We start from the raw sequence: 26,795 nt of genomic DNA, 5'->3' as shown, positions 1-26,795 counted from the left end.
GATGAGAAACCGATTCGACAGACAGCTGCTTAAGTTAAACCAAGAGATGATCGACATGGGTTCTTTATGTGAAGAGATGATCACGGCAGCAGCAAAGATCGTTGCGACAAGAGATAAAGAACTGATGGAAGATATTTTTACAATGGAAGAAGAGATCAATCAGAAGGAGAGGGATATAGAGAGAATCTGTATGAAACTTCTGATGCAGCAACAGCCAGTGGCAAGCGATTTGCGTGTCATTTCAGCAGCTATGAAGATGGTTTCTGATATGGAACGTATTGGAGACCAGGCATGTGATATTACAGGAATCGTAAGAAAAGATGCAGAAGTTCTTGAAATCAGAGAGAACACACATCTTGACAAGATGGCAAAAGCTACCATTAATATGGTAAGCAAGAGCGTACAGTCTTTTATTAAACAGAATCTTATGATCGCTCATGAAGTGATCGAACAGGATGATACCGTAGATGAATTATTTAACAAAGTAAAGAAAGAAACGATATCCCTGATTCATGAGGATCCTGAGAAAGGAGAAGAGTGCGTAGCCATCGTTATGATCGCCAAGTATTTTGAGCGAATTGGAGATCATGCAAGTAATATCGCTGAATGGGTCGAATTTGCGATCACTGGGGAATATAAAGGAGGAAGCCTGTGATTTTTGTTGTAGAAGACGATCCGAATATCAGAGAACTGGTAACATACACCTTACAAAGTACCGGATTTGATGCCTGCGGATTTGAAAATGGATCAGAGTTTTTAAAAGCTTTAAGTGATGGAGAGAAACCAGAACTGGTATTATTAGATATTATGCTTCCAGGGGAAGACGGAATATCAATTTTAGGAAAACTTCGCAAGAAATCAGCTACCAAAGATCTGCCGATCATTATGATGACAGCAAAAGGAACGGAGTATGACAAAGTGCTCGGACTAGACAGCGGGGCAGATGATTATATTACAAAACCATTTGGAATGATGGAACTTGTATCCAGAGTTAAAGCAGTATTAAGACGATCAAGAAGAGATGATAAGAAAGATGAGATCATTGTAGGTGATCTTAAGATTTATCCAAATAAACATAAAGTAAAATCTTGTGGAAATGAAGTAACACTTACGAACAAAGAATTTAAACTTCTGTGTTTGTTAGTAGAAAGTAAAGGGAATGTATTAAACAGAGATCAGCTTCTTACAAATATCTGGGGATATGATTTTGACGGAGAGACAAGAACTGTTGATGTACATATCCGTTCATTAAGACAGAAGCTTGGCGAATGCGGTAAACTTATTGAAACGGTCAGAGGAATTGGATACCGCATCGGGGGCAGTGAATAATGAAACGAAAGATATTTAACAATATGGTCTACATCGCAGTTGTGGCGGTATTGATCACAACGACACTCCTTGGAATGTTTACATATTATCGTTATATGGAACAAGTAAAATCGGGAATTAAAGATGAAGCGGCCTATCTGGCGGCTTCATTGAATGTTAAAGATAATCAGAATCTGAACAAATACAAGAATATCACGGTAAGCAGAATTACCAGAGTCGATCAGAATGGAAAAGTTATTTATGACAGTAGTGGAAAAGAAAAATCCATGGGAAATCATAAAAATCGTACAGAAATAAAAGAAGCTTATGAAAAAGGGCAAGGAGAAGATACTCGTATGTCCAATACATTAAGAAAACAAACATATTATTATGCGGTACGGTTAAAAGATGGAACCATTCTTCGAATGAGTCGGGAAACGCAGACCATCATAAAACAAATGGAAGATATCATACCGATCATCATGTTAATGCTGGCGGTTGTGACGATTTTATCAATGATCTTGTCCAAAATGTCGACGGATCGAATTGTAGAACCAATTAACCAGATAGACCTTATACACCCTAAAAAGAACAAAACCTATAGTGAGTTGACGCCATTGCTTGATAAGATTGAAAAACAGAATATGGATATTGAACGCCAGATCAAAGAGATCAAGGAAGCAGAGAATATGCGAAAAGAATTTTCAGCAAACGTATCTCATGAATTAAAAACTCCATTAACCACGATCTCAGGATATGCAGAACTTATGAAAGACGGTCTTGTAAAGCCAGAAGACATGCCAAGATTCTCAGCAACGATCTATGACGAAGCAAGACGACTGATCTCCATGATCGAAGGGATTATCAAACTGTCTCGATTGGACGAAAATCGGGTGCAGCTAGATTGGGAGAATGTTGATCTTTATGAGCTTGCTTTTACTATCAAAAATGATCTTACAAGAAGAAGTCAGGAAGAAAAGGTCGCAGTTCATATTCGAGGAGTACATACAAAGATCCGAGGAGTTCAGCAGATTTTATATGAGATGTTCTTTAACATATGTGAAAATGCGATCAAATATAATCACAAAGGAGGAGAAGTCGTATTTACGATCTCTAAGATGAACGATTATCCAATTGTAATTGTAGAAGACACAGGAATCGGTATTCCAAAAGAAGATCTTGACCGTATATTTGAACGCTTTTACAGAGTTGATAAGAGCCATTCAAATCAGAAGAAAGGTTCAGGATTAGGACTTTCCATTGTAAAACATGGAGCAAAATTCCATAATGCTGAGATGGAAGTTGATAGTGAGCTTGGAAAAGGAACGAAGATCACTATCATATTTCCAAAACAAAAATCTGATCTGTAACGATAGTCTAGAAAAGAGGTAAGAATAAATGTTTATTCTTATCTCTTTTTTTGTCATGCTCCATACATATTACCTTAAATTTTCTGCATAAATCATAAAATAAGAAAAATACTAAAAAGAAAAAAGGAGACAATATAAAATGCAATTAAATCAAAGAAAAGCTGCGATCATAGGCTGTGGTTTTGTAGGAAGTGCAACTGCATTTTGCCTGATGCAAAGTGGATTGTTTTCAGAAATTGTTCTGCAGGATGTGGACAAAGATAAAGCAGAAGGAGAAGCAATGGATATTACACATGGAACACCATTTGCTGGAAGAATGAAGATATATGCCGGAAACTATAACGATATGATGGATGCTGCGGTCATTATAATTACTGCCGGTGCGAATCAGAAAGAAGGAGAAACAAGACTTGATCTTGTGAAGAAAAATAAGAAAATCTTTGAAGAAATCATACCAGAGATTTCAAACAGGGATTATGAAGGAATTCTTCTGATCGTATCAAATCCTGTTGATATATTGACATATACAGCGATCAAGATCAGTGGATTTGAGGAAAATCGTGTGATCGGGTCTGGAACAGTTCTTGATTCAGCGAGATTTCGCTATCTGTTAGGGAAACATCTTGATGTAGACAGTAGAAGTGTTCAGGCATTTATTATAGGAGAACACGGAGACAGCGAGATCGCGGCATGGAGCAGTGTTAATGTATCAGGAATCCCAGTCAATGATTTTTGCGAGATGCGGGGACATTATGACCATGAAGAGGCAATGAAAGCAATTGCAGATAATGTAAAAGAAAGTGCATATAAGATCATCAAGAGAAAAAAAGCAACGTACTATGGAATCGCAATGTCAGTAAAACGTATCTGCGAAGTGATCTTAAAAGACGAAAAAGCAATTCTTCCTGTCTCAACCATGATGCATGGGGCACATGGAATTGAAGATATTGTATTAAGTATGCCAGCAATCGTAGGAAAAAATGGAATTGAGACACAAGTACCGATCGAATTAAATGAGGAAGAAGAAAGGAAATTAAAGCAATCTGCCAGGATCCTAAAACAAATGATTGGAATTAAAAAAGATGATGTTAAAAAGTAGATTTTGTGGACGGAAGGATGTAAAATCATATTGAGTGTATTAAGTTTTAGAAAGAGAGGTTCATATGAAGATATTATCATTTGGTTCATTAAATATTGATTATGTATATTCTGTCCCACATTTTGTGAAAAAAGGAGAAACGCTGTCAGCAAAAGAATTAAATGTATACACAGGTGGAAAAGGTTTAAACCAGTCCATTGCACTTGCACGTGCAGGGGTTGAAACATATCAGGCAGGTGCGATCGGTACAGATGGAATGTTTTTGCTGGAGCAGTTGAAAGAAGCAGGAGTGAAAACGGATCTTGTCAAAATTCTTGACGATGTAAGGACAGGAAATGCAATCATACAAAATGACGATGAAGGTGATAATTGTATCGTTTTATTTGGAGGAGCAAATCAGGCGATCACAAAAGAACAGGTTGATGAAGTCTTTAAAGATTTTACAAACGAAGATTATTTACTGATCCAAAATGAGATCAACGAACTTTCATATATCGTAGAGAAAGCTAAAGAAGAGGGAATGAAGATTATCTTAAATCCATCTCCGATGAATGAGAAGATCATGAAGCTTCCATTAGACCAGATTGATTATTTTATTTTAAATGAGATCGAGGCAATGCAGATCCTTGAAATGGATAAGCCAGAAGAGATTGATGGAAAATATATTGCCAGTCTGTTACATGAGAGATTTAAAGATGCAACGATCGTGTTAACTTTGGGAAGTGAAGGGTCTGTTTGTATTTCTGATGATGAATATGTAGAACAGTCAATCTACAAGGTAAAAGCAATTGATACAACGGCAGCAGGAGATACCTATACAGGATATTTTATTGCAGGAATCTTAAATGGAAAGACGATCAAAGAATCAATGGATATTGCATCGAAAGCATCTGCGATCGCAGTTACCAGACAAGGGGCAGCACCATCGATTCCTGTTTTGGAAGCAGTAGAAGAATATAAATAAGATAGATAGTTATAACAAGGAAGAACGATGAAATTTAGGATTTTGTTGTTTTTCCTTGTTTTCTTAACTATATAATAACGCGCAGAAGAAAAAAATAAAAAAATTAGCACTCACCTATTGACAGTGCTAATAATGAGTGTTATATTACGAATAGAACAAAAGATAAATGGATATCTTAATATAGATAAATACCCATTGGTAAAGGAGGAAAGAGTATGAACATCAATAAATTTACACAGAAGTCCATCGAGGCAGTCAATCAGTGTGAGAAGATCGCCTACGATCATGGACATCAGGAAATAGATCAGGAACACTTCTTATACAGCTTGCTTACGATTGATGATAGTTTGATCGCAAGCCTGCTTGAAAAAATGGGAATAAACAAAGAGACATTTTTAAGTCAGGTACAGGAATTACTGAATAAGAAACCAAAAGTATCCGGCGGTCAGGTATATATGAGCAATGACCTCAATCAGGTGCTTCTTCACGGAGAAGACGAGATGAAAGCCATGAAAGATGAATATGTATCTGTAGAACATTTATTCCTTGCGATGATCAAACATCCAAATAAAGCAATCAAAGAATTATTCCGTGCATATGGAATCACAAGAGATCGTTTCTTACAGGTTTTATCACAGATCCGTGGTGGACAGAAAGTCACAAGTGATAATCCAGAAGAAACATACGACAGCCTTGAAAAATACGGATATGATCTTGTAAAGAGAGCAAGAGAGCAGAAATTAGATCCAGTCATCGGACGTGACAGTGAGATCCGTAACGTGGTTCGTATCTTATCAAGAAAGACAAAGAATAACCCAGTATTAATTGGTGAACCTGGTGTTGGTAAGACAGCCGTTGTTGAGGGATTAGCACAGCGAATCGTTCGCGGTGACGTGCCAGATCAGTTAAAGGACAAGACAATCTTCTCACTGGATATGGGTTCCTTGGTAGCAGGTGCAAAATATCGTGGTGAATTTGAAGAACGTTTGAAAGCGGTACTAGAAGAAGTTAAGAAAAGTGATGGTCAGATCATCTTATTCATCGACGAGCTTCATACGATCGTTGGTGCAGGTAAGACAGATGGAGCTATGGATGCAGGAAATATGTTAAAACCAATGCTTGCCAGAGGTGAGTTACACTGCATCGGTGCTACAACCTTAGATGAATACCGCCAGTATATTGAGAAAGACCAGGCACTGGAACGTCGTTTCCAGCCAGTTATGGTCGATCAGCCAACTGTAGAAGATACGATCTCAATCTTAAGAGGTATCAAAGACAGATATGAAGTATATCACGGTGTTAAGATCACAGATGGTTCTCTGGTAGCAGCAGCAACTTTATCAAATCGTTATATCACAGATCGTTTCTTACCAGATAAGGCGATCGACTTAGTTGACGAAGCATGTGCTATGATCAAGACAGAGATGAACTCTCTGCCAGCAGAACTTGATGAAGTTCAGAGAAAGATCATGCAACTGGAGATAGAGGAGGCAGCACTTAAGAAAGAAGATGACAGATTAAGTAAAGAGCGTCTGGAAGAATTACAGAAAGAACTTGCTGAGATGCGAGAAGACTTCAAGGCAAGAAAAGCAAGATGGGAGAATGAGAAAGCTTCCGTTGAGAAAGTCTCCAAATTAAGAGAAGAGATTGAATCTGTAAACAGCGAGATTCAGATTGCCCAGAGAAATTACGACTTAAATAAAGCAGCTGAATTACAGTATGGTCGTTTGCCAGAATTGAAGAAACAGTTAGAAGAGGAAGAAGAACGTGTAGCGAAAGAAGATCGTTCTATGGTAAGAGAATCTGTCACAGAAGATGAGATTGCCAAGATCATTTCCCGCTGGACAGGAATTCCAGTAGCGAAACTTACTGAAAGTGAGAGAAACAAGACTTTACATCTTGATAAGATCCTTCATGAAAGAGTTGTTGGACAGGATGAAGCTGTGGAACTTGTCACAGAATCTATCATCCGTTCTAAAGCCGGAATTAAGGACCCAAGCAAACCAATTGGTTCTTTCTTATTCCTTGGGCCAACTGGTGTAGGTAAGACAGAACTTGCCAAAGCACTGGCAGAAAGCTTATTTGATAATGAACAGAACATTGTTCGTATTGATATGAGTGAATACATGGAGAAACACTCCGTGGCAAGATTGATCGGAGCGCCTCCGGGATATGTTGGATACGAAGAAGGAGGACAGTTAACAGAAGCTGTCAGAAGAAAACCTTATTCCGTTGTCTTATTCGATGAGATCGAGAAAGCCCATCCAGATGTATTTAATATCTTGTTACAGGTATTAGACGATGGACGAATCACAGATTCAAAAGGTAAGACAGTAGATTTTAAGAACACGATCTTGATCATGACATCTAATATCGGATCTTCTTATCTGCTAGAAGGAATCGATGAAGATGGCAATATCAAACCAGAAGCACAAGATATGGTTATGAATGACCTGAAGAATCATTTCAGACCAGAATTCTTAAACCGTCTGGACGAAACGATTATGTTCAAACCATTAACAAAAGCCAATATCACAAATATCATTGATTTACTGGTCAAAGACCTGAATCGTCGATTAGCAGACAAAGAATTAAGCGTTGAATTAACACCAGCAGCCAAGAACTATGTTGCCGATCATGGTTATGAACCAATGTATGGAGCAAGACCACTGAAGAGATATCTGCAGAAGAGTGTAGAGACACTGGCAGCAAGATTAATCTTAAGTGATGGAGTTGATGCTGAGGATACAATCTTAATTGATGTTGAGAATGATCAGTTAGTTGCTAAGGTTAAATAAAAATAAAAGAGGGAATGTCATCTTTGATGTTCTCTCTTTTTTTTGTTCTGATGAGTTTGAAATTGAAATAAAATTTGTGTGACGATATAATTATATAGAACAAAAAAGAACCAGAGAAGATGCCGGTAGCGAATGTTGATTAGTTCAAAATATGAGCAAAATTTCACCGCAGCGCTTTCGGTTGTTTATTTATTTTTTATCATATACTCAAAATCTACAGTTGGCCAATTACAAAATTAAAATTTAAACTTGAATCCTCTCAGCAATTTCATTCCCAACAGCATATCGTTTTTTACCTACACCAATGATCATATAATCATGATTCTTACAAACAACACGCAGTTTACTCCCCTGCTCAATTTTCAGTTCGCGGAGTTTTTCAATAATATCAGGCAGACCTAATGCCCACTTGACTGTACAAGTTGTCCCTTGCATAACTTTTGTTAATGGTTGCATCATAATCCCTCCTTCAAACTTATTATGTAGCCTTTTCTTACATTTTATGAGTCCAAAGTAAGGTTAGTCAATCGCAACATATAAAAACTGTATCAACTTACAGAAAATAATGAAAAGATTATTCAGGAATGATTTCCCCGCAGATCAACTGGATACTTTCTGTGACCATTCCAAGATAATTGTCATCGATTAAAGCAATGATCTTATCTCCAGCAAGAATCTCTGTGCTTCCACGAGCAATGATCTCTTCGTCACCACGGTTTAAAGTAACGATCAGGCAATGATCGGGCCAAGGAATATCTTTTACTAGCTTACTAGCTGCAAGAGAACCAGTACCTACAGCGAATCCGCGAAGAACTTTATGATCAGCATCATCACTTTCTTTAAAACCATTTTTTGCTAAGATACGTCCAAGAAGACTTTCATAAATCGGTTCACTCTTTAACAGATGAGCGACAAGATAACTGATGATACATACAACTGCCAGTGACAGGAAATGTTCAAATGTACCAGTCATTTCAGCAATCAACAAGATACCAGTGATCGGTGCGCGTACGATCGCCGTAAAGAATCCTGCCATGGAAATTGTGATAAAGTTTACCAGATAATAGGAAGGAATTCCACTTGCCTGTATCATAATAGTTCCATAAATTGCTCCAATATAAGATCCAAGGATCAACATAGGAAAGAAAATTCCGCCAGGAGCACCAGATCCAAAACAAAATGCAGAAAATAAAAATTTGCATATCAGTAATAATAACATTGTAGAAACAAGTAATGTATGTCCTGTGATCAAAGAGACCATGGCATGCCCACCCGCTAAAATAGAAGGCAAAGTATAACAGACGATTCCAGATACCACGAAAGGAAATACAATACGGTATTTAGCTGGAATTTTTTTCATAGCGCTAAAAAGATCCTGTCCTTTTAACATAACAAAGTTATAAAACGCACCACAACATCCAAGCAAAACTCCAAGAAGTACTAACATCCAGTAATGTTTTAAAGGCAGTGCTGCTGTTAGGTGAAAGTCGAAGACAGGAGATAATCCGAATACATTTTTTGAAATAAAATCGGAAGTAACACATCCTGAAATAATACAGACTAACATAGAACTATTAAAGTTTTTCTGTAATTCTTCAAGAGAAAACATAACACCAGCAAGTGGAGCATTAAAGGCAGCCGCAAGACCAGCACCAGCACCGCACGTCATCATATAACGTTCTTTTGTTGGAGATTTCTTAGTGATTTTAGAAAGACCTTTGGCGGACATGGCACCAAGTTGTACGGATGGGCCTTCACGTCCAAGAGACAAACCTCCAAGAATACATAAGGTACCACCGATGATCTTAGAACAAAGAACACGATACCAATTCTGATTTAAATAACCTTTCATTTCTCCCTGAACCTGAGGAATACCACTTCCGGAAGCCATTCCTTCCCAAGACATGATCCATCCAACGATCAATCCCATGATAATGAGAGCGATAAACCAGACTGCAATCCAGAAAGGTCTTGTTTTTGTAAATGCAATGATTGCAAATAATAGTTTTTCAGCGTTATTTAAAAGCAGACGATAAATGACAGAAATACAGCCAGCAAAGATTCCGACAAGAATTCCATCGAAGACAAGAGATACAGAAAAACCATGTGGATCTTCAAGTAAACTTTTCATTTGCTTCAAAATAATATCCTCCTTTTCTTTACATAATTTATATCGAATTTTATTTTACTACAAATTATGATATAATGGGAAAAGATTTTAAAAAGGAGGTCGAAATATGCCGCCAATTACAAATGACTGGGCAGATTATTTAAAAGAAGAATATAAAAAGCCATACTATAGAAAACTTTATCAGAAGGTCATGGATGAATATCATACAAAGCTGATATTTCCTCCAGCAGATGATATCTTTAATGCATTCCATTTTACACCAGTAAAAGATGTAAAGGTTGTGATCTTAGGACAAGATCCATATCATGGAGATGGACAGGCTCATGGATTGTCATTTTCAGTGAAACCAGGAGTTGAAGCACCACCATCACTTGTGAATATTTATAAAGAACTGAATGAAGATCTAGGGTGCTATATTCCGAATAATGGATATTTAAAGAAATGGGCTGATCAGGGAGTTATGATGTTAAATACGGTGTTAACAGTGCAGGCACATCGTGCGAATTCCCACAGAGGTATTGGATGGGAAGAATTTACGGATGCTGCGATCAGAGTATTGAATCAGCAGGACAGACCAATTGTATTCATGCTTTGGGGGCGCCCGGCACAGAGTAAGAAAGCATTGCTTAATAATCCAAATCACTTGATTTTGGAGGCACCACATCCAAGTCCGTTATCTGCATACAGAGGATTTTTTGGATGTCATCATTTCAGTCAGGCAAATGAATTCCTAAAAGAACATGGGTTAGAGCCAATTGACTGGCAGATAGAGAATATTTGAGGGAGAAAAAGAGAGAATGAGCAAGATCGTATTTTTTGATATTGATGGGACACTACATTATTCAGGAATTGGAATTCCACAATCAGCGGTAAAAGCAGTAAATCAGCTGATCGCAAATGGACACAAGGCAGTTATGTGCACAGGAAGAAGCAAAGGAATGATGCCGGAAGAATATTTTCATATGGGATTTCATGGAATGATCTTAGGTGCAGGTGCTTATGTAGAATATGAGGGAAAAGTAATTCATAGAGAATTGATGACGAAACAGGAAGTGCAGACAGTTATTGATTGGGGTAAAAAGCAGAAGATCGGAATCATTCTGGAAGGTGAACAGCATGGATATTATGATCCAGACAACCATGATGACTATTATGTTGCAATGAAGAACAAGACAGAAGTTGACTGTGAAACAACATTATATCCGATCAGTGAAGCTGTTGATGTAGCTAAATGGACATATCATCATATGGATCTTGATTTAAAACCAGAGATCGAGGAGATTTTAGGACACAAATACAAAGGAACATATCATGAGCCAGTTAATTCTGTAGAATTTGTACCAATGGGAGTTAACAAGGCAAAAGGAATTGAAAGAATTCTTGAACATACAGGCATTTCAAGGGATGATTCCTATGCATTTGGAGACAGTGCAAATGATATTGACATGATTCAGTATGTAAAATATGGTACAGCAATGGGCAATTCAGTTCCAGAATTATTAGAAATCGCACCATATAAGACAGCAAGAGCAGATGAGGATGGAATTGAAAAAGGATTAAAAAAATTCGGTCTAATCTAATAAGAAAAAGGAGAGAGAGCATGAAAAATACTTTTAAAAAGATTACAGCGATAGCAGCAGTGTCATTATTGGCTGTATCACAAGTGCCAGCAGCAAATATTCTGGCAAAAGATGGAGTTGCAACACAAGAAAAAACAACAGCAAAACGGCCATCGATTTATGGAAAGTCAGGGATTGTCATTGATGCCAAATCAGGAAAGATACTATTTCAGAAGAAGATCGATGATCGTCATTATCCAGCAAGTATTACAAAGATCCTGACAACACTGGTAGCAATTGAGAATAATAAAGATCTTTATGATGAAGTTAATTTCTCAAGTTATGCGGTAAACAGTATTGAACCAGGAAGTACACATATTGGAATTCAGGCAGGTGAGAAGATTCCATTGATCGATGTATTGAATGCAATTATGCTTGAATCTGCAAATGAAGCATGTAATGGAGCAGCAGAGCATACAGCAGGAACTACAAAGAAGTTTGTAGAATTAATGAATAAGAAAGCCGAAGAATTAGGATGTACAGGTTCTCACTTTGTAACAACAAATGGATTACATGATGATGATCATTATGTTACAGCAAGAGATATGGCTAAGATTTCAAAGGCAGCACTTGAGAATGAAACATTCCGCTATGTTGCATGTAAATCCAATTATTACATCGCACCAACGAATAAGGACAAACATGGAAAAGAACTCTGGAACCACCATAAGATGGTAAAACGAACTATGTATGTGTACGATGGAGTGGAAGGTGGAAAAACAGGGTATACAACAAAAGCAGGTGGAACACTTGTAACATTTGCAAAACGAGGAGATCAGGAACTGATCGTTGTGGATTTGTGTGCTCATGGATATGAATTATATGAAGACACGATCAAAATGTTAAACTATGGATTTAATAATTATAAAACCATTGCACCATTTAAGACAATGGAAATGGTATTACAGGATGATGCATACGGATTCCTTACAACAGGGAATAAATTATCACCATATAAGATTCCACTTAATCATTTAAAAGATGTAACAGTGATGTTAGAAAAAAACCAACCTGCTTCTAATCTTACATATAAATGCAAAGGAAGCAAATATACTGTAAGTTATAATGGAAAGCAGATTGGTTCTGGAAAATTAAAATAATATTAATTTGTCGAACGTAAGATGATAAGATTGAGGGCTTCTGGCATGATAGAGATATCAACCGGGAGTCCTTCTTCTAATATTTCACCATCATAGTCGATTGCGATTTCAGCAGTTTTTTCTGTTGGAAGAACAGATAAAGATTTTGTCTGGAAATATTCAATGGAAGGATGCTTTGGATGTTCACCTTGGAATAATTTAAAAATAAGATCTGGTGCTTCTGTAAGAAGTGCCATTTTTTTAATGATCATAACATCTAAATATCCATCAGAAACAGACGCAAGAGGGGCAGCATCAGCAAATCCTCCAACACTTTTTGAGTTTGCAACTAAAAAGAGCATGATATCTTCTGTTCCATTAAATTCCTTACTGTTAAATGTCAAAGTCATATTCTGTGCCAGCTGCTTTGGAAATTCTTTGACACCCTCCAGATAATATGCCATTTTACCAAGGACTGCTTTTTTGTCTTTTGGAACTTTGTAAGCAATATCTGTTAACATACCGGCAGCCAGAACATTAATAAAGTATTCATTATTAACACGTCCGACGTCAACTTTCTTGATCTGAAATTCTTTGATCATCTGACAGAAACCATCTGCTGTTTGTGGAAGCTTCATATATGTAGCGAAGTCATTAACTGTTCCAGCAGAAATGATAGCCATAGGAATATTGCTTTCGCTTAAGATCAGACCATTTGTGACCTCATTTAATGTACCATCACCGCCAACAGATACAACAAAGTCATATTCTCCCGGTTTTAATTCTGCAGTGCGGTTTTTGGCATCATCTTTACCTTTTGTATAAAAAACATCAATATGAGAACAAATCTGGTCAAGGATCAGAGTTGCCATGATATCTTTTAACATAGATTCAATATTTTGTTTACCAGATGATGGATTGATAATAAATAAACCTTTCATGAGATTCCTCCTTAATAAACATAAAGTGCCGGAAATGATGTATATAACTCCGGCACAAAAAACGTTCCCGAGGTGATTCGAACACCCGACCTACCGCTTAGGAGGCGGTCGCTCTATCCAGCTGAGCTACGGAAACATGTATATTCTCAATGAAATCTATTTTACAGATTCTTAACGAAAATGTCAATCAAAAACAGGAAAGAAATACTAAGCCTGTGACGGGTTGACTTTTTATTACTTTTTCTATAAAGTTATTATAATAAAGAAGAGGAAGAAAAACAATATTGTAATACACATAATATGAGTTGATAAAGGAGAAAACATTATGATAGGCAAAGTATTTGTATTTTTGGCAGATGGATTTGAAGAAATTGAAGGACTGACAGTTGTAGATATGCTGCGTCGTGCAGAGATCCCTACAGTTACAGTATCGATCGGGAATTCAAAAATGATCACAGGAGCACACCGCATCGAAGTGGAAGCGGACATTATGTTCCATGAAGTGATCGAAGCAGAAGGAGCGATGTATGTACTTCCTGGCGGAATGCCTGGAACAATTCACTTAAGAGAACATGAAGGTCTTGGTAAGGTGCTTAAAAAGGCATATAAGAATAATAAATACCTGGCAGCAATCTGTGCAGCACCAACAGTGCTTGAACAATATGGAATGTTAGAAGGAAGAAAAGCAACTTCATATCCTGCAATGGAAGAAGAATTAAAATCAGCAGATTACCAGACTGAAAAAGTTGTTGTAGACGGCAAGATCATCACAAGCCGTGGAATGGGAACGGCAATTGATTTTGCAGCGAAACTTGTTGAACTTTTAAAAGGAACAAAAGAAAAAGACGAATTACTGGAAAGTATCGTATATGGGGAATAGAAACTTATGGATAAATCAGAGAAAATCAGCTGGTTTGAGCAGTTTAAGATAGCATGCTTAAAACCAAGCCAGTACAAAAGACTTTTAGATCTTACGAAAGGAAAGGTGATCTTATTTCTTGCAGCAATCACGTTGATCATAACAATCCTTGGTTATGGTATGGACGTTGCAGGATTCAGTATCAGTGTCGGTGGCTTTAAGAACTTTATTATGGAAAGAATGCCTGTATTTGAATTAAAAGATGGAACGCTGAAGGTTGACCGTCAAATGGATTTTGATATTGCAGGAGTACATTTTATTGCGGATACATCAAAGGATAAAGTAAATGTGAATGATTTAAGCAATGAGTATTCGATGGAGATGGTATTTGCCAAAGATGAGATGGTTGTGAAGAATGCAGCAGTAGGCAATATGCTCAATAGAGTTTCATTTAAAGATTTTAAAGATGTTGTATTTAACAACAAAGCTATGACGGCCATGATACCGATAATTCATATTTTTATCGTGATCATGTTTTTCTCACAATGGATCGTGAATATTATCTCTTATCTGACAGTTGCAGTGTTTATCACAATGCTTGCATACTTTAATCAGAAAACAAGACTTGACCGTAAGAATAAAGATGAAGTGTCATTTGGAAAGATCTTTAAGCTTTCTATTTATGCAAGAGTGATCTTTGAACTGATAGAGACGATCGGAGTAACAGCGGGAGTGTCATTCTTTTCAGGAATGATCTGGATGTTTATTTCATATTTTGGAAGTTATGAACTTTTACTTGCAGGATTTATGCGTCCGGAAGATCAGAAGAAACCAGATGAGATGATGTAGAATAGAGTTCATAATAATTAAATATATTAAAGAGAAAGGCCTCGGACATTTGTCCGAGGCTTCTCTAATGTCATATGTAGTTTGGGTATTGTGTTGGGTCTTACTTTTAAGTTTCAAAATTAGTCGTCATTGTCAGTCAAATTCTAGTCATTCATTCGTCAAATTCTAGTCTCATTTTAGTCTTATTCTAGTCAACATAGTAAGTATGTGTTCAAGTCAATGATTAGTCCGTTACTAGTATGTCTGCAAGATGCCAAAAACTTGTCAAAGATTAGCGTACGGTGTTGTATAAAGTCTTAAGAAAGAATTCTGCTGATCTATGGAGAAGACCCAAGGAATTACCATAGATTAACAGTGTGATTATTATATCAGATGAACCAATATAATAAAAAAAGGCATTCCAATCCTATGATCGGAACACCTTTGTTCTTGAACAATTTTAATTATACACATGACATAAAAAATGTCAATAAATTCATTTGTACATTTTGAAAAACATAAATAAATAATAATAAAAAGAGCAGATAGGGAAATCTGCTCTTTTTAAGGGGAGTATAAATAAATTAATAAGGGGTTATAATCGAAAATAAACATATCCTCGATATCCTTATAATATATGACTGGTTGAAAAAAATCAAGTGTTTTTTGAAAAAATCAAATAAATTTTTTTGAATAGATTGACAGGATTTTGTGCAAAATAAACCTGTATCACAAAGAAAGGAGAATGAACATGGCAAAGAATTGTTCAAATTCAAGTAACAAAAACCAGTCTTCCAACTCAAGCAACAACGGAGGATCAAACAAATCAAGCAATCAGAATAAAAACAAGAATCAGAACAGCTCAAAAAACAGCAGCAAAAATGCAAATGATGAGTACTAAGTAAGAAAGAGGGATCGCTTTGTAATGTATATAGCGATCCCTTTTTAGTTCCGAGAGTTTTAGATATGCATATGCTAACAAAAAGGGAACTTTTATGGAATTTGAGAATATATCATTAAAAGAAGGAATCAGGCTTTCAAGAGATAAACAACATTATATTTTAATGGATGTAAGGGAGGAAGATCGTTATAAAGAAGGACATTTGGAAGATGCACTAAGTTGTCCATATGGAATCTTAAAAGACTGTTATGAACAGATGATTGGGAAAAAGATCATCGTGTATTGTGATTTTGGGGGACAGAGTATGATGGCAGCAAGGCATCTTAGAAAAGATGGATTTGAAGTTTACAATATTATTGGAGGTGTATATTACTATATGGAAGAAAAAGCAAAAAATCAAATGAAAACCAAACGGAAATAAGTCGGATGTATGTAGTTGACAGTTGACGAAAAATGGGGAAAAAGGTAGAATAGTGAAAGAATAAAAATACAAAGGAGAATGAATGAATACAGTCGAACTGATTGCACCATGCCATTTTGGGCTGGAAGCAGTATTAAAAAGAGAAATCCTAGATTTAGGATATGAGATCGTTAAAGTAGAAGACGGGAGAGTGACTTTTCGTACAGATTTAGAAGGAATCGCCCGTTCCAATATATTTTTAAGAACAGCAGAGAGAATCTTATTAAAAATAGGTTCTTTTAAAGCATATACATTTGATGATTTATTTGAAGGAACAAAGAAACTTCCATGGGAAGATTATATCCCAGAGAATGGACGTTTCTGGGTAAAGAAAGCATCTACAGCAAAGAGTAAATTATTCAGCGCACCGGATATCCAGTCAATCGTCAAGAAAGCCATGGTAGATCGTATGAAGTCAAAATATAAAGTATCATGGTTTAATGAAGATGGAGATGACTATCCGGTACGCGTCTTCATTTTAAAGGATCAGGTAACCATAAGTTTAGACACAACAGGAACACCACTTCACAAGCGTGGATACCGTAAGTTAGTCAGTGAAGCACCAATCCGTGAGACATTGGCAGCAGCCTTGCTTATGCTAACACCATGGCACAAAGACAGAATCTTAGTGGATCCATTTTGTGGAAGTGGAACATTTTTGATTGAAGCTGCTATGATGGGGTTAAATATGGCTCCTGGAATGAATCGTTCTTTTGAATCAGAACATTGGAGCAATTTTCTTCCAAAGAAAGTATGGTATGATGCGATCGATGAAGCAAATGATCTGGTAAATTACGATGTAGAAATGGATCTTCAGGGATATGATAAAGATCCTAGAATGTTAAAGATTGCAAGGGCGAATGCACAGGATGCAGAAGTCGATCATCTGATCCATTTTCAGCAAAGAGAAGTTAAAGATTTAAGGCATCCAAAACCATATGGATTTGTCATTGCGAATCCACCATATGGAGAACGACTGGAAGATCAGGAGACATTACCTCAATTATACACAGAGATGAAAGAAGCGTTTGACCGCTTAGATACATGGTCTAAGTATGTTATTACTTCTTATGAGGATACAGAAAAATATCTTGGAAAACCAACAAAGAAACGTAAAGTTTATAATGGAATGATCCGAGGAGAATTCTATCAGTACCTTGGGCCAAAACCGCCAAGAAGGAGAAAATAAATGAGACAGAGATTAATCTTTGCTACAGGCAACGAACATAAGATGAAAGAGATCAGAGAGATTTTAGATGAGTCCAAATACGAGATCGTATCCATGAAAGAAGCAGGAGTGGATATCGATATTGTGGAAGATGGAACGACATTTGAGGAAAATGCACTGATCAAAGCGAAAGCAGTTATGAAAGTCACAGGGCAGTTAACACTTGCTGATGACTCAGGATTAGAGATTGATGCACTGAATGGTGAACCGGGAATTTATTCTTCTAGATATCTTGGAGAAGACACTTCGTATGTGAAGAAAAACAGTGTGATCCTTGAAAGATTGAAAGATGTACCAGAAGAAAAAAGAAGTGCAAGATTCGTTTGTGCGGTCGCAGCTGCATTTCCGGATGGACAAAGTAAGGTAATTCGTGGTACTATGGAAGGGAGTATAGGATATGAGATCAAAGGGGAGAATGGATTTGGTTATGATCCAATCTTCTATTTACCACAATATGGAAAATACAGTGCCGAACTAACCAGTGATGAGAAGAATGCCATCAGCCACAGAGGAGAGGCACTAAGACGTATTAGAGAAGTTTTGTAAATAAAATGAGGAGAAAGTTTATGAGGATATTGGTGATCAGTGATTCCCATGGACGTAATGATGATATCGAGGGTGTCTTAAAGCAGGTAGGTGACATCGATATGATGATTCACTGCGGAGATGTGGAACGTGGAGATTCATACATACGAGAAATAGCGGGCTGTCCGGTAGTCATGGTCGCAGGTAACAACGATTATTACTTGGATCTTCCGGGTGAAGAAGAGATACGACTTGGAGACTATAAGGTGTTAGTAACTCATGGACATAACTATTATGTAAACTCAGGTGTGGATTATTTAAGAGAACATGCTTTAGAATTTGGATATGATGTTGTGATGTATGGACATACACATGTTCCATATATTGAGATTGGGGACGATGTGACGATCCTGAATCCGGGAAGTATTTCCTACCCACGTCAGCCAGGAAGGAAACCAACATTCCTTATCATGGAGATTGACGAAGAAGGACAGGCACATTATGCCCATGGATATTACAAAGAGCAGTTTGATGAATTAATGTTATAGCTGGAATGATGGAAGTACCGAAGTGGTATTTCCATCTTTTTTCTGCGAAAGAAAGGGATGACGATGAAGAAGAAAGATATCATTGAAGGAAAGATCATAAAGACAGAATTTCCGAACAAGGGAACATTTATCTGTGAAGACCAGAAAGTCACAGTTAAAGGTGTCATAGACGGACAGACGATCAAAGGACAGGTAACAAAGAAGAGAAAAAGCGGATGTGTGGTAAGATTATTAGATGTCTTAGAGAAATCTCCATTGGAAGATGCAAAACCTGTCTGTCCACATTTTGGAATCTGTGGTGGATGTTTTTACCAGACAGTATCTTATAAGAATCAGTTAAAGATTAAAGAAGGCATGGTACGTGACCTGTTAAAAGATTATGTGACAGATGACATATGGGAAGAGATCAAAGGAAGTCCCAAACCATGGGGATACCGAAATAAGATGGAATTCTCTTTCGGAGATGAGGTAAAAGACGGACCATTGGCACTTGGAATGCACAAGAAGAACACGTTCCATGATATTGTGAACATTACAGACTGCAAGATTGTGGATAATGATTACAATCTGATCGTAAAATGTGCATTAAGTGAAGCACAGAAGATGGAACTGCCATTTTATCATAAGATGCGCCACGAAGGATATTTCAGACATTTAGTTGTCAGAAGAGCGGAAAGTTCTGGAGATATTCTGGTAAATATTGTCACAACATCACAGGCAGAAGCTGACCTTAACAACCTGCGTGATGCATTATTAGAATTACCATTAAATGGAAGGATTATTGGAATTCTTCATACAATCAATGACAGTCTTGCAGATGTCGTACAGGCAGATAAGATTGATGTTTTATATGGTCAGGATTACTTCTATGAAGAGATTCTTGGATTGAAATTCAAGATTTCACCATTCTCTTTCTTCCAGACAAATACATTAGGGGCAGAAGTACTATATAAAACTGCCAGAGATTTTGTCGGGGAGACAAAAGATAAAGTGATCTTTGACTTATACAGCGGAACCGGAACGATCGCACAGATGTTAGCACCGGTCGCAAAGAAAGTGGTTGGAGTCGAGATTGTAGAGGAAGCGGTAGAAGCAGCGAAAGGGAACGCTGAGTTAAATGAACTTGATAACTGTGAATTTATCGCAGGAGATGTATTGAAAGTTGTGGATGAGCTGGAAGATAAACCAGACTTTATCGTACTTGACCCACCAAGAGATGGAATCCATCCAAAAGCGATTCAGAAGATCATTGATTTCGGAGTTGAACAGATGGTATATATCAGCTGTAAGCCGACAAGTCTTGCGAGAGATTTGGAGGTATTTGAGGCAGCAGGATATAAGGTTATGAGAGCGACAGCTGTGGATCAGTTCCCGAATACGGTTCATATTGAAAGCATCGTGTTATTGCAGAAAGTAAGATAGAGAAAAGGGTAACTTTGCACCATTGTGGCGCAAAGTTACCCTTTTTAGCTGTAAGTGATTATATTGTTGAAAAATCTTTTAAAAATGATATACTAATAAATAGAGAAAAATTTAATTAGTAAATAGTAACTAGTAAGGAGGATTCGGGGTTGAAAAAGAAAAAAGATGAAAAAATAACGATTCGCTCTAGTGCAGCAGAATATTTGACATATGTTGCTTCTGTTGGTGATCAGCAGGATAGCATAGAGATGCGATATGAAGATGAGAATATATGGTTGACACAGAAGATGATGGCGACGTTGTATGATGTCGATGTTCGTACGATAAACGATCATATAAAAAAGATTTACTTGGATTCAGAACTTGAAGAAGATTCAACTATCCGAAATTTTCGGATAGTTCAAACTGAAGGATCACGTCAAGTTGCGCGTAATACAAAACATTAATTAGAAGAAAGTACTAAAAAATAATTATGATGTATAATTCGTTATAGAAAAAAGAAGAACTTTGTGCCACGGTGGCGCAAAGTTCTTCTTTTTTCTTGCAAGTATGCTAAAATAAATATCAGCAAGAAAAATGGAGGACAAAATCATGCCACAATTAAGCAACAGAGTAGGAACCTTCACAGATTCTGTCATCCGAAGAATGACACGTATCAGTGACGCATATGGAGCAATCAACTTATCACAGGGATTTCCAGACTTCGACCCGCCAAAAGAGATTATGGATGCATTAGCCAAAGCAGCTTATCAAGGACCACACCAATATTCCGTAACTTACGGAGCACCAAATTTCAGACAGGCATTGGCAAAGAAACAGGGAAAGACGATCAACAGAGAGATAGATCCAGAGAAAGAGATCGTTGTAACCTGCGGTGGAACAGAAGCGATGATGTGTGCCATGATGACGATCTGCAATCCGGGAGATAAAGTTATGGTATTTTCGCCATTTTATGAAAATTATGGAGCAGATGCTATTCTTTCTGGAGCTGATCCAATCTACATTCCGCTGATCCCGCCAGAATATGAATTTGATATCAACTTGATCGAACAAGGATTTCGTGATGGAGCGAAAGCAATCATCATTTGTAATCCATCTAATCCATGCGGAAAAGTATTCCGTGAAGATGAACTTCTGGCAATCGGGAAACTGGCATTAAAATATGATGCATTTGTAGTAACGGATGAAGTATATGAACATATGGTGTATGAACCAAACAAACATATCTGTATGGCATCCCTTCCGGGAATGTATGAACATACGATCACATGTAATTCCTTATCCAAGACATATTCCATCACAGGATGGAGACTTGGCTATCTGATCGGACCAGAATATGTGATCGAGGCAGCAAAGAAAGTTCACGATTTCCTGACCGTGGGAGCAGCGGCACCACTTCAGGAGGCAGCGACAGTTGGATTGAAATTTTCTGAAGAATATTATAAGAAACTATTAGAAGTGTATACAGCAAAACGAGATTATTTCCTGGAGGGTATGGATCGTATTGGTTTAAAACACAATGTACCGCAGGGAACATATTTTGTAATGGTAGATATTTCAGACTATCTAAAACTGCCACAATTTGAAGGATTTAGTGATCTTGAATTCTGTGAATGGATGATCAAAAATATCGGAGTGGCAGCAGTTCCAGGATCAAGTTTCTTTAAAGAAGATGTAAATTATCTGATCAGACTTCATTTTGCAAGAGAAAAAGAAACTTTAGATGAAGCATTAAAACGATTGGAAAAATTGACAGAATTATTAAAATAAATGGAATTATATAAATTCGGGAGGACAACAACATGATCTCATTTACAAGTGACTATATCGCAGGAGCGCATCCAGCGATCATGCAAAGATTATTAGAAACTAACATGGAAAATTTAAGCGGATACGGAACGGATAAATATTGTGCGCAGGCAAAAGAAAAGATCAAACATGTATTTCGCTGTCCAGATGGAGAAGTCTTTTTCTTAGTCGGCGGTACACAGACAAATCAGGTGATCATCAGTACAATGCTTGCGCCTTACGAAGGTGTGATTGCAGCAAAAACAGGACATGTCAGTGTTCATGAAGCCGGAGCGATTGAATACAGCGGACATAAAGTAATCGAGTTAGAAGAAAAGGATGGAAAATTAGCAGCAGAAGATATTAAGAAATGCATCAAAGATTTTTATGCAGACGACAATCATGAACATATGGTATATCCAGGAATGGTCTATATCTCATTTCCTACAGAATACGGAACATTGTATTCAAAGAAGGAACTAACAGAGATATCCAATATCTGCAGAAATTATAAAATTCCATTGTTTATTGACGGAGCGAGATTAGGTTATGGACTTGAAAGCAAAGAAAATGAGCTGACACCAGAAGAGATAGCAGAACTTTGTGATGTATTTTACATTGGAGGAACGAAAGTAGGAGCATTATGCGGAGAAGCTGTTGTATTTCCGCATCATAATACACCTAAACATTTTGTGACACAGATTAAGCAAAGAGGTGCATTACTTGCGAAGGGAAGGGTGCTGGGAATTCAGTTTGATACTTTATTTACAGACAATCTGTATTTTGAGATCAGCAAACATGCAATTGCAATGGCAGAGAAATTAAAAGAAGTTTTCCATAAGAAAGGATATACATTCTTCTTAGAATCACCAACGAATCAGCAATTTATCATTCTTGAGAATGAGAAGATGAAAGAATTGAGCAAGAATGTAGAATTTGGTTTCTGGGAGAAATACGATGATAACCATACGGTTGTAAGATTTGCAACAAGCTGGTCAACGGAGGAAAGTTCCATAGATCAGTTGGAAGAATATCTGTAATATAGTTGCGATAACTTAAAGTTATATCAAACTGACATTTATAAGTATTATACATTTCTCCAATAATACTGCATAATAAAGGCACAACAAACGGAAAACAAAATGCCAGACAGCAGAATATAAAGGGAGAAAATTAAAATGAAATTAACATATGATATCGTAGGATCTTTCTTACGTCCAGAAGCGATCAAAAATGCAAGAAAAGATTTTAAAGAAGGAAAGATCACAAGAGAAGAATTAACAAAAGTCGAAGACAAAGAAATCGCAGCATTAGTTGAGAAAGAAGTTGCACATAAACTTCCATATGTCACAGATGGAGAATTCCGAAGAAGATGGTGGCATTTAGACTGGTTAAAAGAGTTTGACGGATTTGAGACAAAACATCTGACAAAAGAGATCAATGGAACGATCAACGAGATTGAACTTGGAGTCGTTACAGGAAAAGTATTCTATGATAAGAACAAAAAACATCCAGAAGTCGAGGCATGGGATTATTTGCATTCTTTAGCACAGAAATACGAAGGTGTCACAGCAAAAAAATGTATTTCTGGTCCGAACATGATCTTTATCGATCATTTCTTGCAGTTAGGAAATAAAGAGACACCATATTATGGAACAAATGTAGAAGCTTTGATCGATGATGTAGCAAAAGCATATCAGGATGCAATTGCAGACTTTTACGATCATGGATGCCGCTATATTCAGATTGACGATACATCATGGACTTATCTGATCGATGAAACTTTCTTAAAGAAAGTAGACGCCCTTGGATATAAAAAAGAAGAAATCCTTGACTGGTTTAAACGAGTGTCAACAAAAGCATTAGATAACAAACCAGAAGATATGTTTATTGCAACACATTTCTGTAAAGGAAACTTCAAAGGAAATCCATTGTTCCACGGATTCTATGATTCCGTAGCACCAGTGATCGCTGAGATTCCTTATCAGGCATTCTTTGTAGAATATGATGATGCACGTTCAGGATCATTTGAACCATGGAAAGCATTAAAAGATAAAGATGCAATCTTTGTAGCAGGATTAATTTCCACAAAGAATCCAGAATTAGAGGATCACGATGAGATTAAAAAACGTTATGAAGAAGCAAAAGCGATCGTAGGAGATCAGATTGCGTTATCACCACAGTGTGGATTTGCATCTGTAGAAGAAGGAAACTGTATTGATGAAGAGAGACAGTGGAAGAAGATTGACCTGTTAGTTTCTTGTGCGGATTTTCTTGAGTAGGATATGGTTATAAATTAGATATAGAAGAAATGCAGTTTTGCGTGTTGGATGCAAGGCTGCATTTTTTTGCATAAAACTTTATGGTAAATTAAAAACATTGATGAAGGAGTATATGTCATATATAATATAAATATATAATGTAAAACACAAAGGAGAAAGGGATATGGGAAAGAAAAAAAGTTTTATTATCTTACTAATTTTAGCAATATTGGCAACAGGAGGGGTTATATGTATGAATTCAGATATATCTATTCAGAAGAACTACAAGAAACCAGTACGATTTAAAAAGTTAAAGTACAGGAAGTTTAATATAGAGGATGAATATATCAAAGAAATTGTTAATTCAGAATCATCTGCAGAGAAGAAGATACCGTATGAGTACAAGATAAATAAAAAAGGTGTTCTTATTGGAAGTGCCATAGGGGATGATGGTTATCCGTTAAAGAAATATGGGAAAGGTGTAAAGGAAAAAATAGCATCAAATGTTAAGCATCTGAGTTTTAATGGATCTACATTGTTATTTCTTGATAACAAAAATAAATTATATGGAATGGGATGGAATCGAACAGAAGAATTAGGAATTAAAATGAATGAAGAAGAGAAATCTAGTGAAATTACAGGAGTTGTTCGTAAACCTGTCTCTATTATAGATAATGTTATTTACATGACAAATCAAAATGAAACAGGGACAGTACTTGCTATAAAAGAAGATAAATCGGTATGGACTTGGGGCTGTAATGGAAGTGGATTGTTAGGGTATGATAAGGATTGCAATAAAGATATAGTACAAGTAAAAAAGATATTAGATCATATGAGATTTGTAACATCAAATTGGTATAATGCAGCAGCTATTTCTGAAGATAATGATTTGTACTTGTGGGGAGATAATGCATATGGACAATTAGGAAATGGTAAAAAGGGTGGAGAATATGGCATGGAAGAAAATTATGAATATATTCCACAAAAAACAATGTCTGATGTTGCTAAAGTCAAAATAAAGAAAGGAAGAATTATTGTTACAAGATTAGATGGATCAAAATGGGAAGCTGGAGTAGGATGTGGAAGTGAAAAAGGTACAGATGGAAAGAATATAAGTACCAGATTTATAAGAATAGATAAAAATAAGTAATCAAGGAAATAGATATTATTTTTATAATTTTTGATATAAAACTTGAATGTTATATATAAAAAATATATAATAAAAATATATTAAATTGAAACAATAAGTAGCATAAAGACATTGTAGTAACAAAACATTTTAGCAGGCAGAATTTACAGATATCATGCAAGGAAAATAAAGTATATATTTAAATTCGAGCAGTAAAACAATATGTTCTTTTATAGAAGAAAGAGGGTGTATCTTATGTCAGAGAAAGGAAAGATTCGCTTTATCAGCGAGGAAAAGACAAAAGAATTGCAAAAAGACTGGAAAGGATATGGAAGATCACAAGTATTATTCGGTCTGGTTGTTCTGGCAATTATTGTCTTGGCAGTAGTTTATCAATTTGTTTTATAAGAATCTAAAGAGAATGCCCATCGATATATTGTAGTTTTGGCAAATGAAAACACAACATATTGATGGGCAAAATTATTGTCGAAAAAAGATGAAAAAAGTTGTTGACATACTGTATACAGCTATGGTAAGATAGTCAACGTCGCTGAAAGAGCGGCATGAAAATATAACATCAAAGCTGGTTTTGCTTCTGAAAAGAATGAAAAAACTTCTTGACATAAGCTGTCAGATGTGATAATCTATAAAAGTTGCTGACGGAGAACGATCAGAACAATAGAGATCAGATCTGAAAGAAAAGTTAAAAAGTTCTTGACAGATGAGATCAGAAATGATATTATATAAAAGTTATTGCAGAACGAAAGAGTTCAAAACAACAAAATAAATTAAAAAAGTTCTTGACAAATAAAAAGAACTGTGATAAAATAATAAAGCTTCTTGCACACAAGAAGCGGATCACAAAAAAGTTCTTTGACAACTGAACAATAAGACAACCTTGAAAATTCTAATGAATTTTTCAGATGATTTTAGTAAAAATCAACGAACGTTCTTTATAGAGAACAGTAATTAACAAGGATAAAGAAGCTAGTGCTTCTTGAACTTGGATCAACATTAAACATGAGAGTTTGATCCTGGCTCAGGATGAACGCTGGCGGCGTGCTTAACACATGCAAGTCGAACGAAGCTGCTTAACTGATCTTCTTCGGAATTGATGTTTTGTAGACTGAGTGGCGGACGGGTGAGTAACGCGTGGGTAACCTGCCCTGTACAGGGGGATAACAGTTAGAAATGACTGCTAATACCGCATAAGACCACAGCACCGCATGGTGCAGGGGTAAAAACTCCGGTGGTACAGGATGGACCCGCGTCTGATTAGCTGGTTGGTGAGGTAACGGCTCACCAAGGCGACGATCAGTAGCCGGCTTGAGAGAGTGAACGGCCACATTGGGACTGAGACACGGCCCAAACTCCTACGGGAGGCAGCAGTGGGGAATATTGCACAATGGGGGAAACCCTGATGCAGCGACGCCGCGTGAGTGAAGAAGTATCTCGGTATGTAAAGCTCTATCAGCAGGGAAGAAAATGACGGTACCTGACTAAGAAGCCCCGGCTAACTACGTGCCAGCAGCCGCGG

25 protein-coding genes, 1 tRNA gene, 1 rRNA gene and 1 pseudogene are annotated in these 26,795 nt (G+C 36.8%); 24 read left to right on the top strand and 4 right to left on the bottom strand.

Annotation, left to right across the window (positions count from 1 at the left end; all coding sequences use genetic code 11):
• The first annotated feature begins 1 nt into the window (after nt 1).
• The 6 genes from phoU (at nt 2) to clpB (ending at nt 7,539) form a co-directional block, all read left to right on the top strand.
• A complete protein-coding gene (gene phoU, locus OCV53_RS00140) occupies nt 2-655 on the top strand; it encodes a phosphate signaling complex protein PhoU (RefSeq protein WP_022375180.1) in 654 nt (217 codons plus the stop codon).
• Entirely contained in the window at nt 652-1,329 is a 678-nt protein-coding gene (locus tag OCV53_RS00135) for a winged helix-turn-helix domain-containing protein (protein ID WP_022375179.1), read from the top strand. Before phoU ends, OCV53_RS00135 begins: the two co-directional genes overlap by 4 nt.
• Complete coding sequence (locus OCV53_RS00130) at nt 1,329-2,678, top strand: sensor histidine kinase (protein WP_022375178.1); 1,350 nt, start codon at nt 1,329-1,331, stop codon at nt 2,676-2,678. The genes OCV53_RS00135 and OCV53_RS00130 overlap by 1 nt, the downstream gene beginning before the upstream one ends.
• Nucleotides 2,679-2,817: 139 nt before the next feature.
• Entirely contained in the window at nt 2,818-3,777 is a 960-nt protein-coding gene (locus OCV53_RS00125) for an L-lactate dehydrogenase (RefSeq protein WP_022375177.1), read from the top strand.
• A 64-nt stretch (nt 3,778-3,841) separates the two neighbouring features.
• The gene (locus OCV53_RS00120) at nt 3,842-4,741 is read left to right on the top strand and encodes a ribokinase (RefSeq protein ID WP_022375176.1); all 900 of its coding nucleotides are present in this window, start codon (nt 3,842-3,844) and stop codon (nt 4,739-4,741) included.
• Nucleotides 4,742-4,956: 215 nt separating this feature from the next.
• Entirely contained in the window at nt 4,957-7,539 is a 2,583-nt protein-coding gene (clpB, locus tag OCV53_RS00115; protein WP_055196214.1) for an ATP-dependent chaperone ClpB, read from the top strand.
• Nucleotides 7,540-7,782: 243 nt separating this feature from the next.
• Here the strand turns inward: clpB and OCV53_RS00110 are convergent, their stop codons facing one another.
• Both OCV53_RS00110 and OCV53_RS00105 read right to left on the bottom strand, forming a co-directional pair.
• Nucleotides 7,783-7,998 carry a FeoA family protein gene (locus tag OCV53_RS00110; RefSeq protein ID WP_242852069.1) on the bottom strand — a complete coding sequence of 72 codons (216 nt, stop codon included), beginning with the start codon at nt 7,996-7,998 and terminating at the stop codon, nt 7,783-7,785.
• Nucleotides 7,999-8,113: 115 nt separating this feature from the next.
• On the bottom strand, nt 8,114-9,670 hold the full coding sequence (locus OCV53_RS00105) for a ClC family H(+)/Cl(-) exchange transporter (RefSeq protein ID WP_055196212.1): 1,557 nt from the start codon (nt 9,668-9,670) through the stop codon (nt 8,114-8,116).
• 106 nt (nt 9,671-9,776) lie between these two features.
• Between OCV53_RS00105 and ung the strand changes: the two genes are divergently transcribed.
• Genes ung through OCV53_RS00090 form a run of 3 tightly spaced genes read left to right on the top strand, consistent with a single transcriptional unit; the run spans nt 9,777 to nt 12,389 of the window.
• On the top strand, nt 9,777-10,451 hold the full coding sequence (ung, locus tag OCV53_RS00100; RefSeq protein ID WP_022375172.1) for a uracil-DNA glycosylase: 675 nt from the start codon (nt 9,777-9,779) through the stop codon (nt 10,449-10,451).
• Between the two features lie 16 nt (nt 10,452-10,467).
• On the top strand, nt 10,468-11,250 hold the full coding sequence (locus OCV53_RS00095) for a Cof-type HAD-IIB family hydrolase (protein WP_055196211.1): 783 nt from the start codon (nt 10,468-10,470) through the stop codon (nt 11,248-11,250).
• A 20-nt stretch (nt 11,251-11,270) separates the two neighbouring features.
• Nucleotides 11,271-12,389: a D-alanyl-D-alanine carboxypeptidase family protein gene (locus tag OCV53_RS00090; protein ID WP_055196210.1), complete on the top strand. Its 1,119-nt coding sequence runs from the start codon at nt 11,271-11,273 to the stop codon at nt 12,387-12,389.
• A gap of 2 nt (nt 12,390-12,391) precedes the next feature.
• Here the strand turns inward: OCV53_RS00090 and OCV53_RS00085 are convergent, their stop codons facing one another.
• Both OCV53_RS00085 and OCV53_RS00080 read right to left on the bottom strand, forming a co-directional pair.
• Nucleotides 12,392-13,309 (bottom strand): diacylglycerol/lipid kinase family protein, encoded by a 918-nt coding sequence (locus OCV53_RS00085; protein WP_055196209.1) that lies wholly within the window; start codon nt 13,307-13,309, stop codon nt 12,392-12,394.
• 62 nt (nt 13,310-13,371) lie between these two features.
• A tRNA-Arg gene (locus OCV53_RS00080) sits at nt 13,372-13,445 on the bottom strand.
• A gap of 192 nt (nt 13,446-13,637) precedes the next feature.
• Here OCV53_RS00080 and OCV53_RS00075 point away from each other — a divergent pair.
• The 15 genes and pseudogenes from OCV53_RS00075 to OCV53_RS00005 all read left to right on the top strand — a co-directional run.
• On the top strand, nt 13,638-14,189 hold the full coding sequence (locus tag OCV53_RS00075) for a DJ-1 family glyoxalase III (protein WP_431833211.1): 552 nt from the start codon (nt 13,638-13,640) through the stop codon (nt 14,187-14,189).
• A gap of 6 nt (nt 14,190-14,195) precedes the next feature.
• On the top strand, nt 14,196-15,017 hold the full coding sequence (locus tag OCV53_RS00070; RefSeq protein ID WP_055196208.1) for a DUF1189 family protein: 822 nt from the start codon (nt 14,196-14,198) through the stop codon (nt 15,015-15,017).
• Nucleotides 15,018-15,747: 730 nt separating this feature from the next.
• Nucleotides 15,748-15,897 (top strand): hypothetical protein, encoded by a 150-nt coding sequence (locus tag OCV53_RS00065; protein WP_022375166.1) that lies wholly within the window; start codon nt 15,748-15,750, stop codon nt 15,895-15,897.
• Nucleotides 15,898-15,991: 94 nt separating this feature from the next.
• Nucleotides 15,992-16,318, top strand: a complete 327-nt coding sequence (locus OCV53_RS00060) for a rhodanese-like domain-containing protein (RefSeq protein ID WP_022375165.1) — start codon at nt 15,992-15,994, stop codon at nt 16,316-16,318.
• Nucleotides 16,319-16,400: 82 nt separating this feature from the next.
• Nucleotides 16,401-17,546 carry a THUMP domain-containing class I SAM-dependent RNA methyltransferase gene (locus OCV53_RS00055; RefSeq protein WP_022375164.1) on the top strand — a complete coding sequence of 382 codons (1,146 nt, stop codon included), beginning with the start codon at nt 16,401-16,403 and terminating at the stop codon, nt 17,544-17,546.
• Complete coding sequence (locus OCV53_RS00050; RefSeq protein WP_022375163.1) at nt 17,547-18,131, top strand: XTP/dITP diphosphatase; 585 nt, start codon at nt 17,547-17,549, stop codon at nt 18,129-18,131.
• Nucleotides 18,132-18,151: 20 nt separating this feature from the next.
• Nucleotides 18,152-18,658: a metallophosphoesterase gene (locus OCV53_RS00045; RefSeq protein ID WP_055196207.1), complete on the top strand. Its 507-nt coding sequence runs from the start codon at nt 18,152-18,154 to the stop codon at nt 18,656-18,658.
• 63 nt (nt 18,659-18,721) lie between these two features.
• Complete coding sequence (rlmD, locus tag OCV53_RS00040; RefSeq protein WP_055196206.1) at nt 18,722-20,080, top strand: 23S rRNA (uracil(1939)-C(5))-methyltransferase RlmD; 1,359 nt, start codon at nt 18,722-18,724, stop codon at nt 20,078-20,080.
• Nucleotides 20,081-20,229: 149 nt separating this feature from the next.
• Nucleotides 20,230-20,523: pseudogene (locus OCV53_RS00035) on the top strand (cell filamentation protein Fic); the annotation flags it as partial.
• Between the two features lie 148 nt (nt 20,524-20,671).
• Nucleotides 20,672-21,850 carry a pyridoxal phosphate-dependent aminotransferase gene (locus OCV53_RS00030; protein ID WP_055196204.1) on the top strand — a complete coding sequence of 393 codons (1,179 nt, stop codon included), beginning with the start codon at nt 20,672-20,674 and terminating at the stop codon, nt 21,848-21,850.
• 32 nt (nt 21,851-21,882) lie between these two features.
• Nucleotides 21,883-22,908 carry a threonine aldolase family protein gene (locus tag OCV53_RS00025; protein WP_055196203.1) on the top strand — a complete coding sequence of 342 codons (1,026 nt, stop codon included), beginning with the start codon at nt 21,883-21,885 and terminating at the stop codon, nt 22,906-22,908.
• 138 nt (nt 22,909-23,046) lie between these two features.
• The gene (locus OCV53_RS00020) at nt 23,047-24,150 is read left to right on the top strand and encodes a 5-methyltetrahydropteroyltriglutamate--homocysteine S-methyltransferase (protein ID WP_055196202.1); all 1,104 of its coding nucleotides are present in this window, start codon (nt 23,047-23,049) and stop codon (nt 24,148-24,150) included.
• A 163-nt stretch (nt 24,151-24,313) separates the two neighbouring features.
• Entirely contained in the window at nt 24,314-25,279 is a 966-nt protein-coding gene (locus OCV53_RS00015) for an RCC1 domain-containing protein (RefSeq protein ID WP_055196201.1), read from the top strand.
• Nucleotides 25,280-25,513: 234 nt separating this feature from the next.
• Nucleotides 25,514-25,666: a hypothetical protein gene (locus OCV53_RS00010; RefSeq protein WP_226799491.1), complete on the top strand. Its 153-nt coding sequence runs from the start codon at nt 25,514-25,516 to the stop codon at nt 25,664-25,666.
• 608 nt (nt 25,667-26,274) lie between these two features.
• A 16S ribosomal RNA gene (locus tag OCV53_RS00005) occupies nt 26,275-26,795 on the top strand; the annotation flags it as partial.

Source organism: Anaerostipes amylophilus, from assembly GCF_025567365.1.
Lineage (GTDB): Bacteria > Bacillota > Clostridia > Lachnospirales > Lachnospiraceae > Anaerostipes > Anaerostipes amylophilus.
The sequence above is the reverse complement of the archived record's forward strand: the minus strand, read 5'-3'. Positions and strand labels throughout refer to the sequence as shown.

What these genes read in the sequence shown, in the direction of transcription:
- OCV53_RS00060 (WP_022375165.1), top strand. Translation starts at nt 15,992, where the DNA reads ATGGAATTTGAGAATATATCATTAAAAGAAGGAATCAGGCTTTCAAGA.
- OCV53_RS00090 (WP_055196210.1), top strand. Translation starts at nt 11,271, where the DNA reads ATGAAAAATACTTTTAAAAAGATTACAGCGATAGCAGCAGTGTCATTA.
- OCV53_RS00025 (WP_055196203.1), top strand. Translation starts at nt 21,883, where the DNA reads ATGATCTCATTTACAAGTGACTATATCGCAGGAGCGCATCCAGCGATC.
- OCV53_RS00095 (WP_055196211.1), top strand. Translation starts at nt 10,468, where the DNA reads ATGAGCAAGATCGTATTTTTTGATATTGATGGGACACTACATTATTCA.
- OCV53_RS00130 (WP_022375178.1), top strand. Translation starts at nt 1,329, where the DNA reads ATGAAACGAAAGATATTTAACAATATGGTCTACATCGCAGTTGTGGCG.
- OCV53_RS00045 (WP_055196207.1), top strand. Translation starts at nt 18,152, where the DNA reads ATGAGGATATTGGTGATCAGTGATTCCCATGGACGTAATGATGATATC.
- OCV53_RS00020 (WP_055196202.1), top strand. Translation starts at nt 23,047, where the DNA reads ATGAAATTAACATATGATATCGTAGGATCTTTCTTACGTCCAGAAGCG.
- OCV53_RS00065 (WP_022375166.1), top strand. Translation starts at nt 15,748, where the DNA reads ATGGCAAAGAATTGTTCAAATTCAAGTAACAAAAACCAGTCTTCCAAC.
- phoU (WP_022375180.1), top strand. Translation starts at nt 2, where the DNA reads ATGAGAAACCGATTCGACAGACAGCTGCTTAAGTTAAACCAAGAGATG.
- rlmD (WP_055196206.1), top strand. Translation starts at nt 18,722, where the DNA reads ATGAAGAAGAAAGATATCATTGAAGGAAAGATCATAAAGACAGAATTT.
- OCV53_RS00050 (WP_022375163.1), top strand. Translation starts at nt 17,547, where the DNA reads ATGAGACAGAGATTAATCTTTGCTACAGGCAACGAACATAAGATGAAA.
- OCV53_RS00120 (WP_022375176.1), top strand. Translation starts at nt 3,842, where the DNA reads ATGAAGATATTATCATTTGGTTCATTAAATATTGATTATGTATATTCT.
- OCV53_RS00030 (WP_055196204.1), top strand. Translation starts at nt 20,672, where the DNA reads ATGCCACAATTAAGCAACAGAGTAGGAACCTTCACAGATTCTGTCATC.
- OCV53_RS00110 (WP_242852069.1), bottom strand. Translation starts at nt 7,998, where the DNA reads ATGATGCAACCATTAACAAAAGTTATGCAAGGGACAACTTGTACAGTC.
- clpB (WP_055196214.1), top strand. Translation starts at nt 4,957, where the DNA reads ATGAACATCAATAAATTTACACAGAAGTCCATCGAGGCAGTCAATCAG.
- OCV53_RS00055 (WP_022375164.1), top strand. Translation starts at nt 16,401, where the DNA reads ATGAATACAGTCGAACTGATTGCACCATGCCATTTTGGGCTGGAAGCA.
- OCV53_RS00015 (WP_055196201.1), top strand. Translation starts at nt 24,314, where the DNA reads ATGGGAAAGAAAAAAAGTTTTATTATCTTACTAATTTTAGCAATATTG.
- OCV53_RS00105 (WP_055196212.1), bottom strand. Translation starts at nt 9,670, where the DNA reads ATGAAAAGTTTACTTGAAGATCCACATGGTTTTTCTGTATCTCTTGTC.
- ung (WP_022375172.1), top strand. Translation starts at nt 9,777, where the DNA reads ATGCCGCCAATTACAAATGACTGGGCAGATTATTTAAAAGAAGAATAT.
- OCV53_RS00070 (WP_055196208.1), top strand. Translation starts at nt 14,196, where the DNA reads ATGGATAAATCAGAGAAAATCAGCTGGTTTGAGCAGTTTAAGATAGCA.
- OCV53_RS00085 (WP_055196209.1), bottom strand. Translation starts at nt 13,309, where the DNA reads ATGAAAGGTTTATTTATTATCAATCCATCATCTGGTAAACAAAATATT.
- OCV53_RS00010 (WP_226799491.1), top strand. Translation starts at nt 25,514, where the DNA reads ATGTCAGAGAAAGGAAAGATTCGCTTTATCAGCGAGGAAAAGACAAAA.
- OCV53_RS00125 (WP_022375177.1), top strand. Translation starts at nt 2,818, where the DNA reads ATGCAATTAAATCAAAGAAAAGCTGCGATCATAGGCTGTGGTTTTGTA.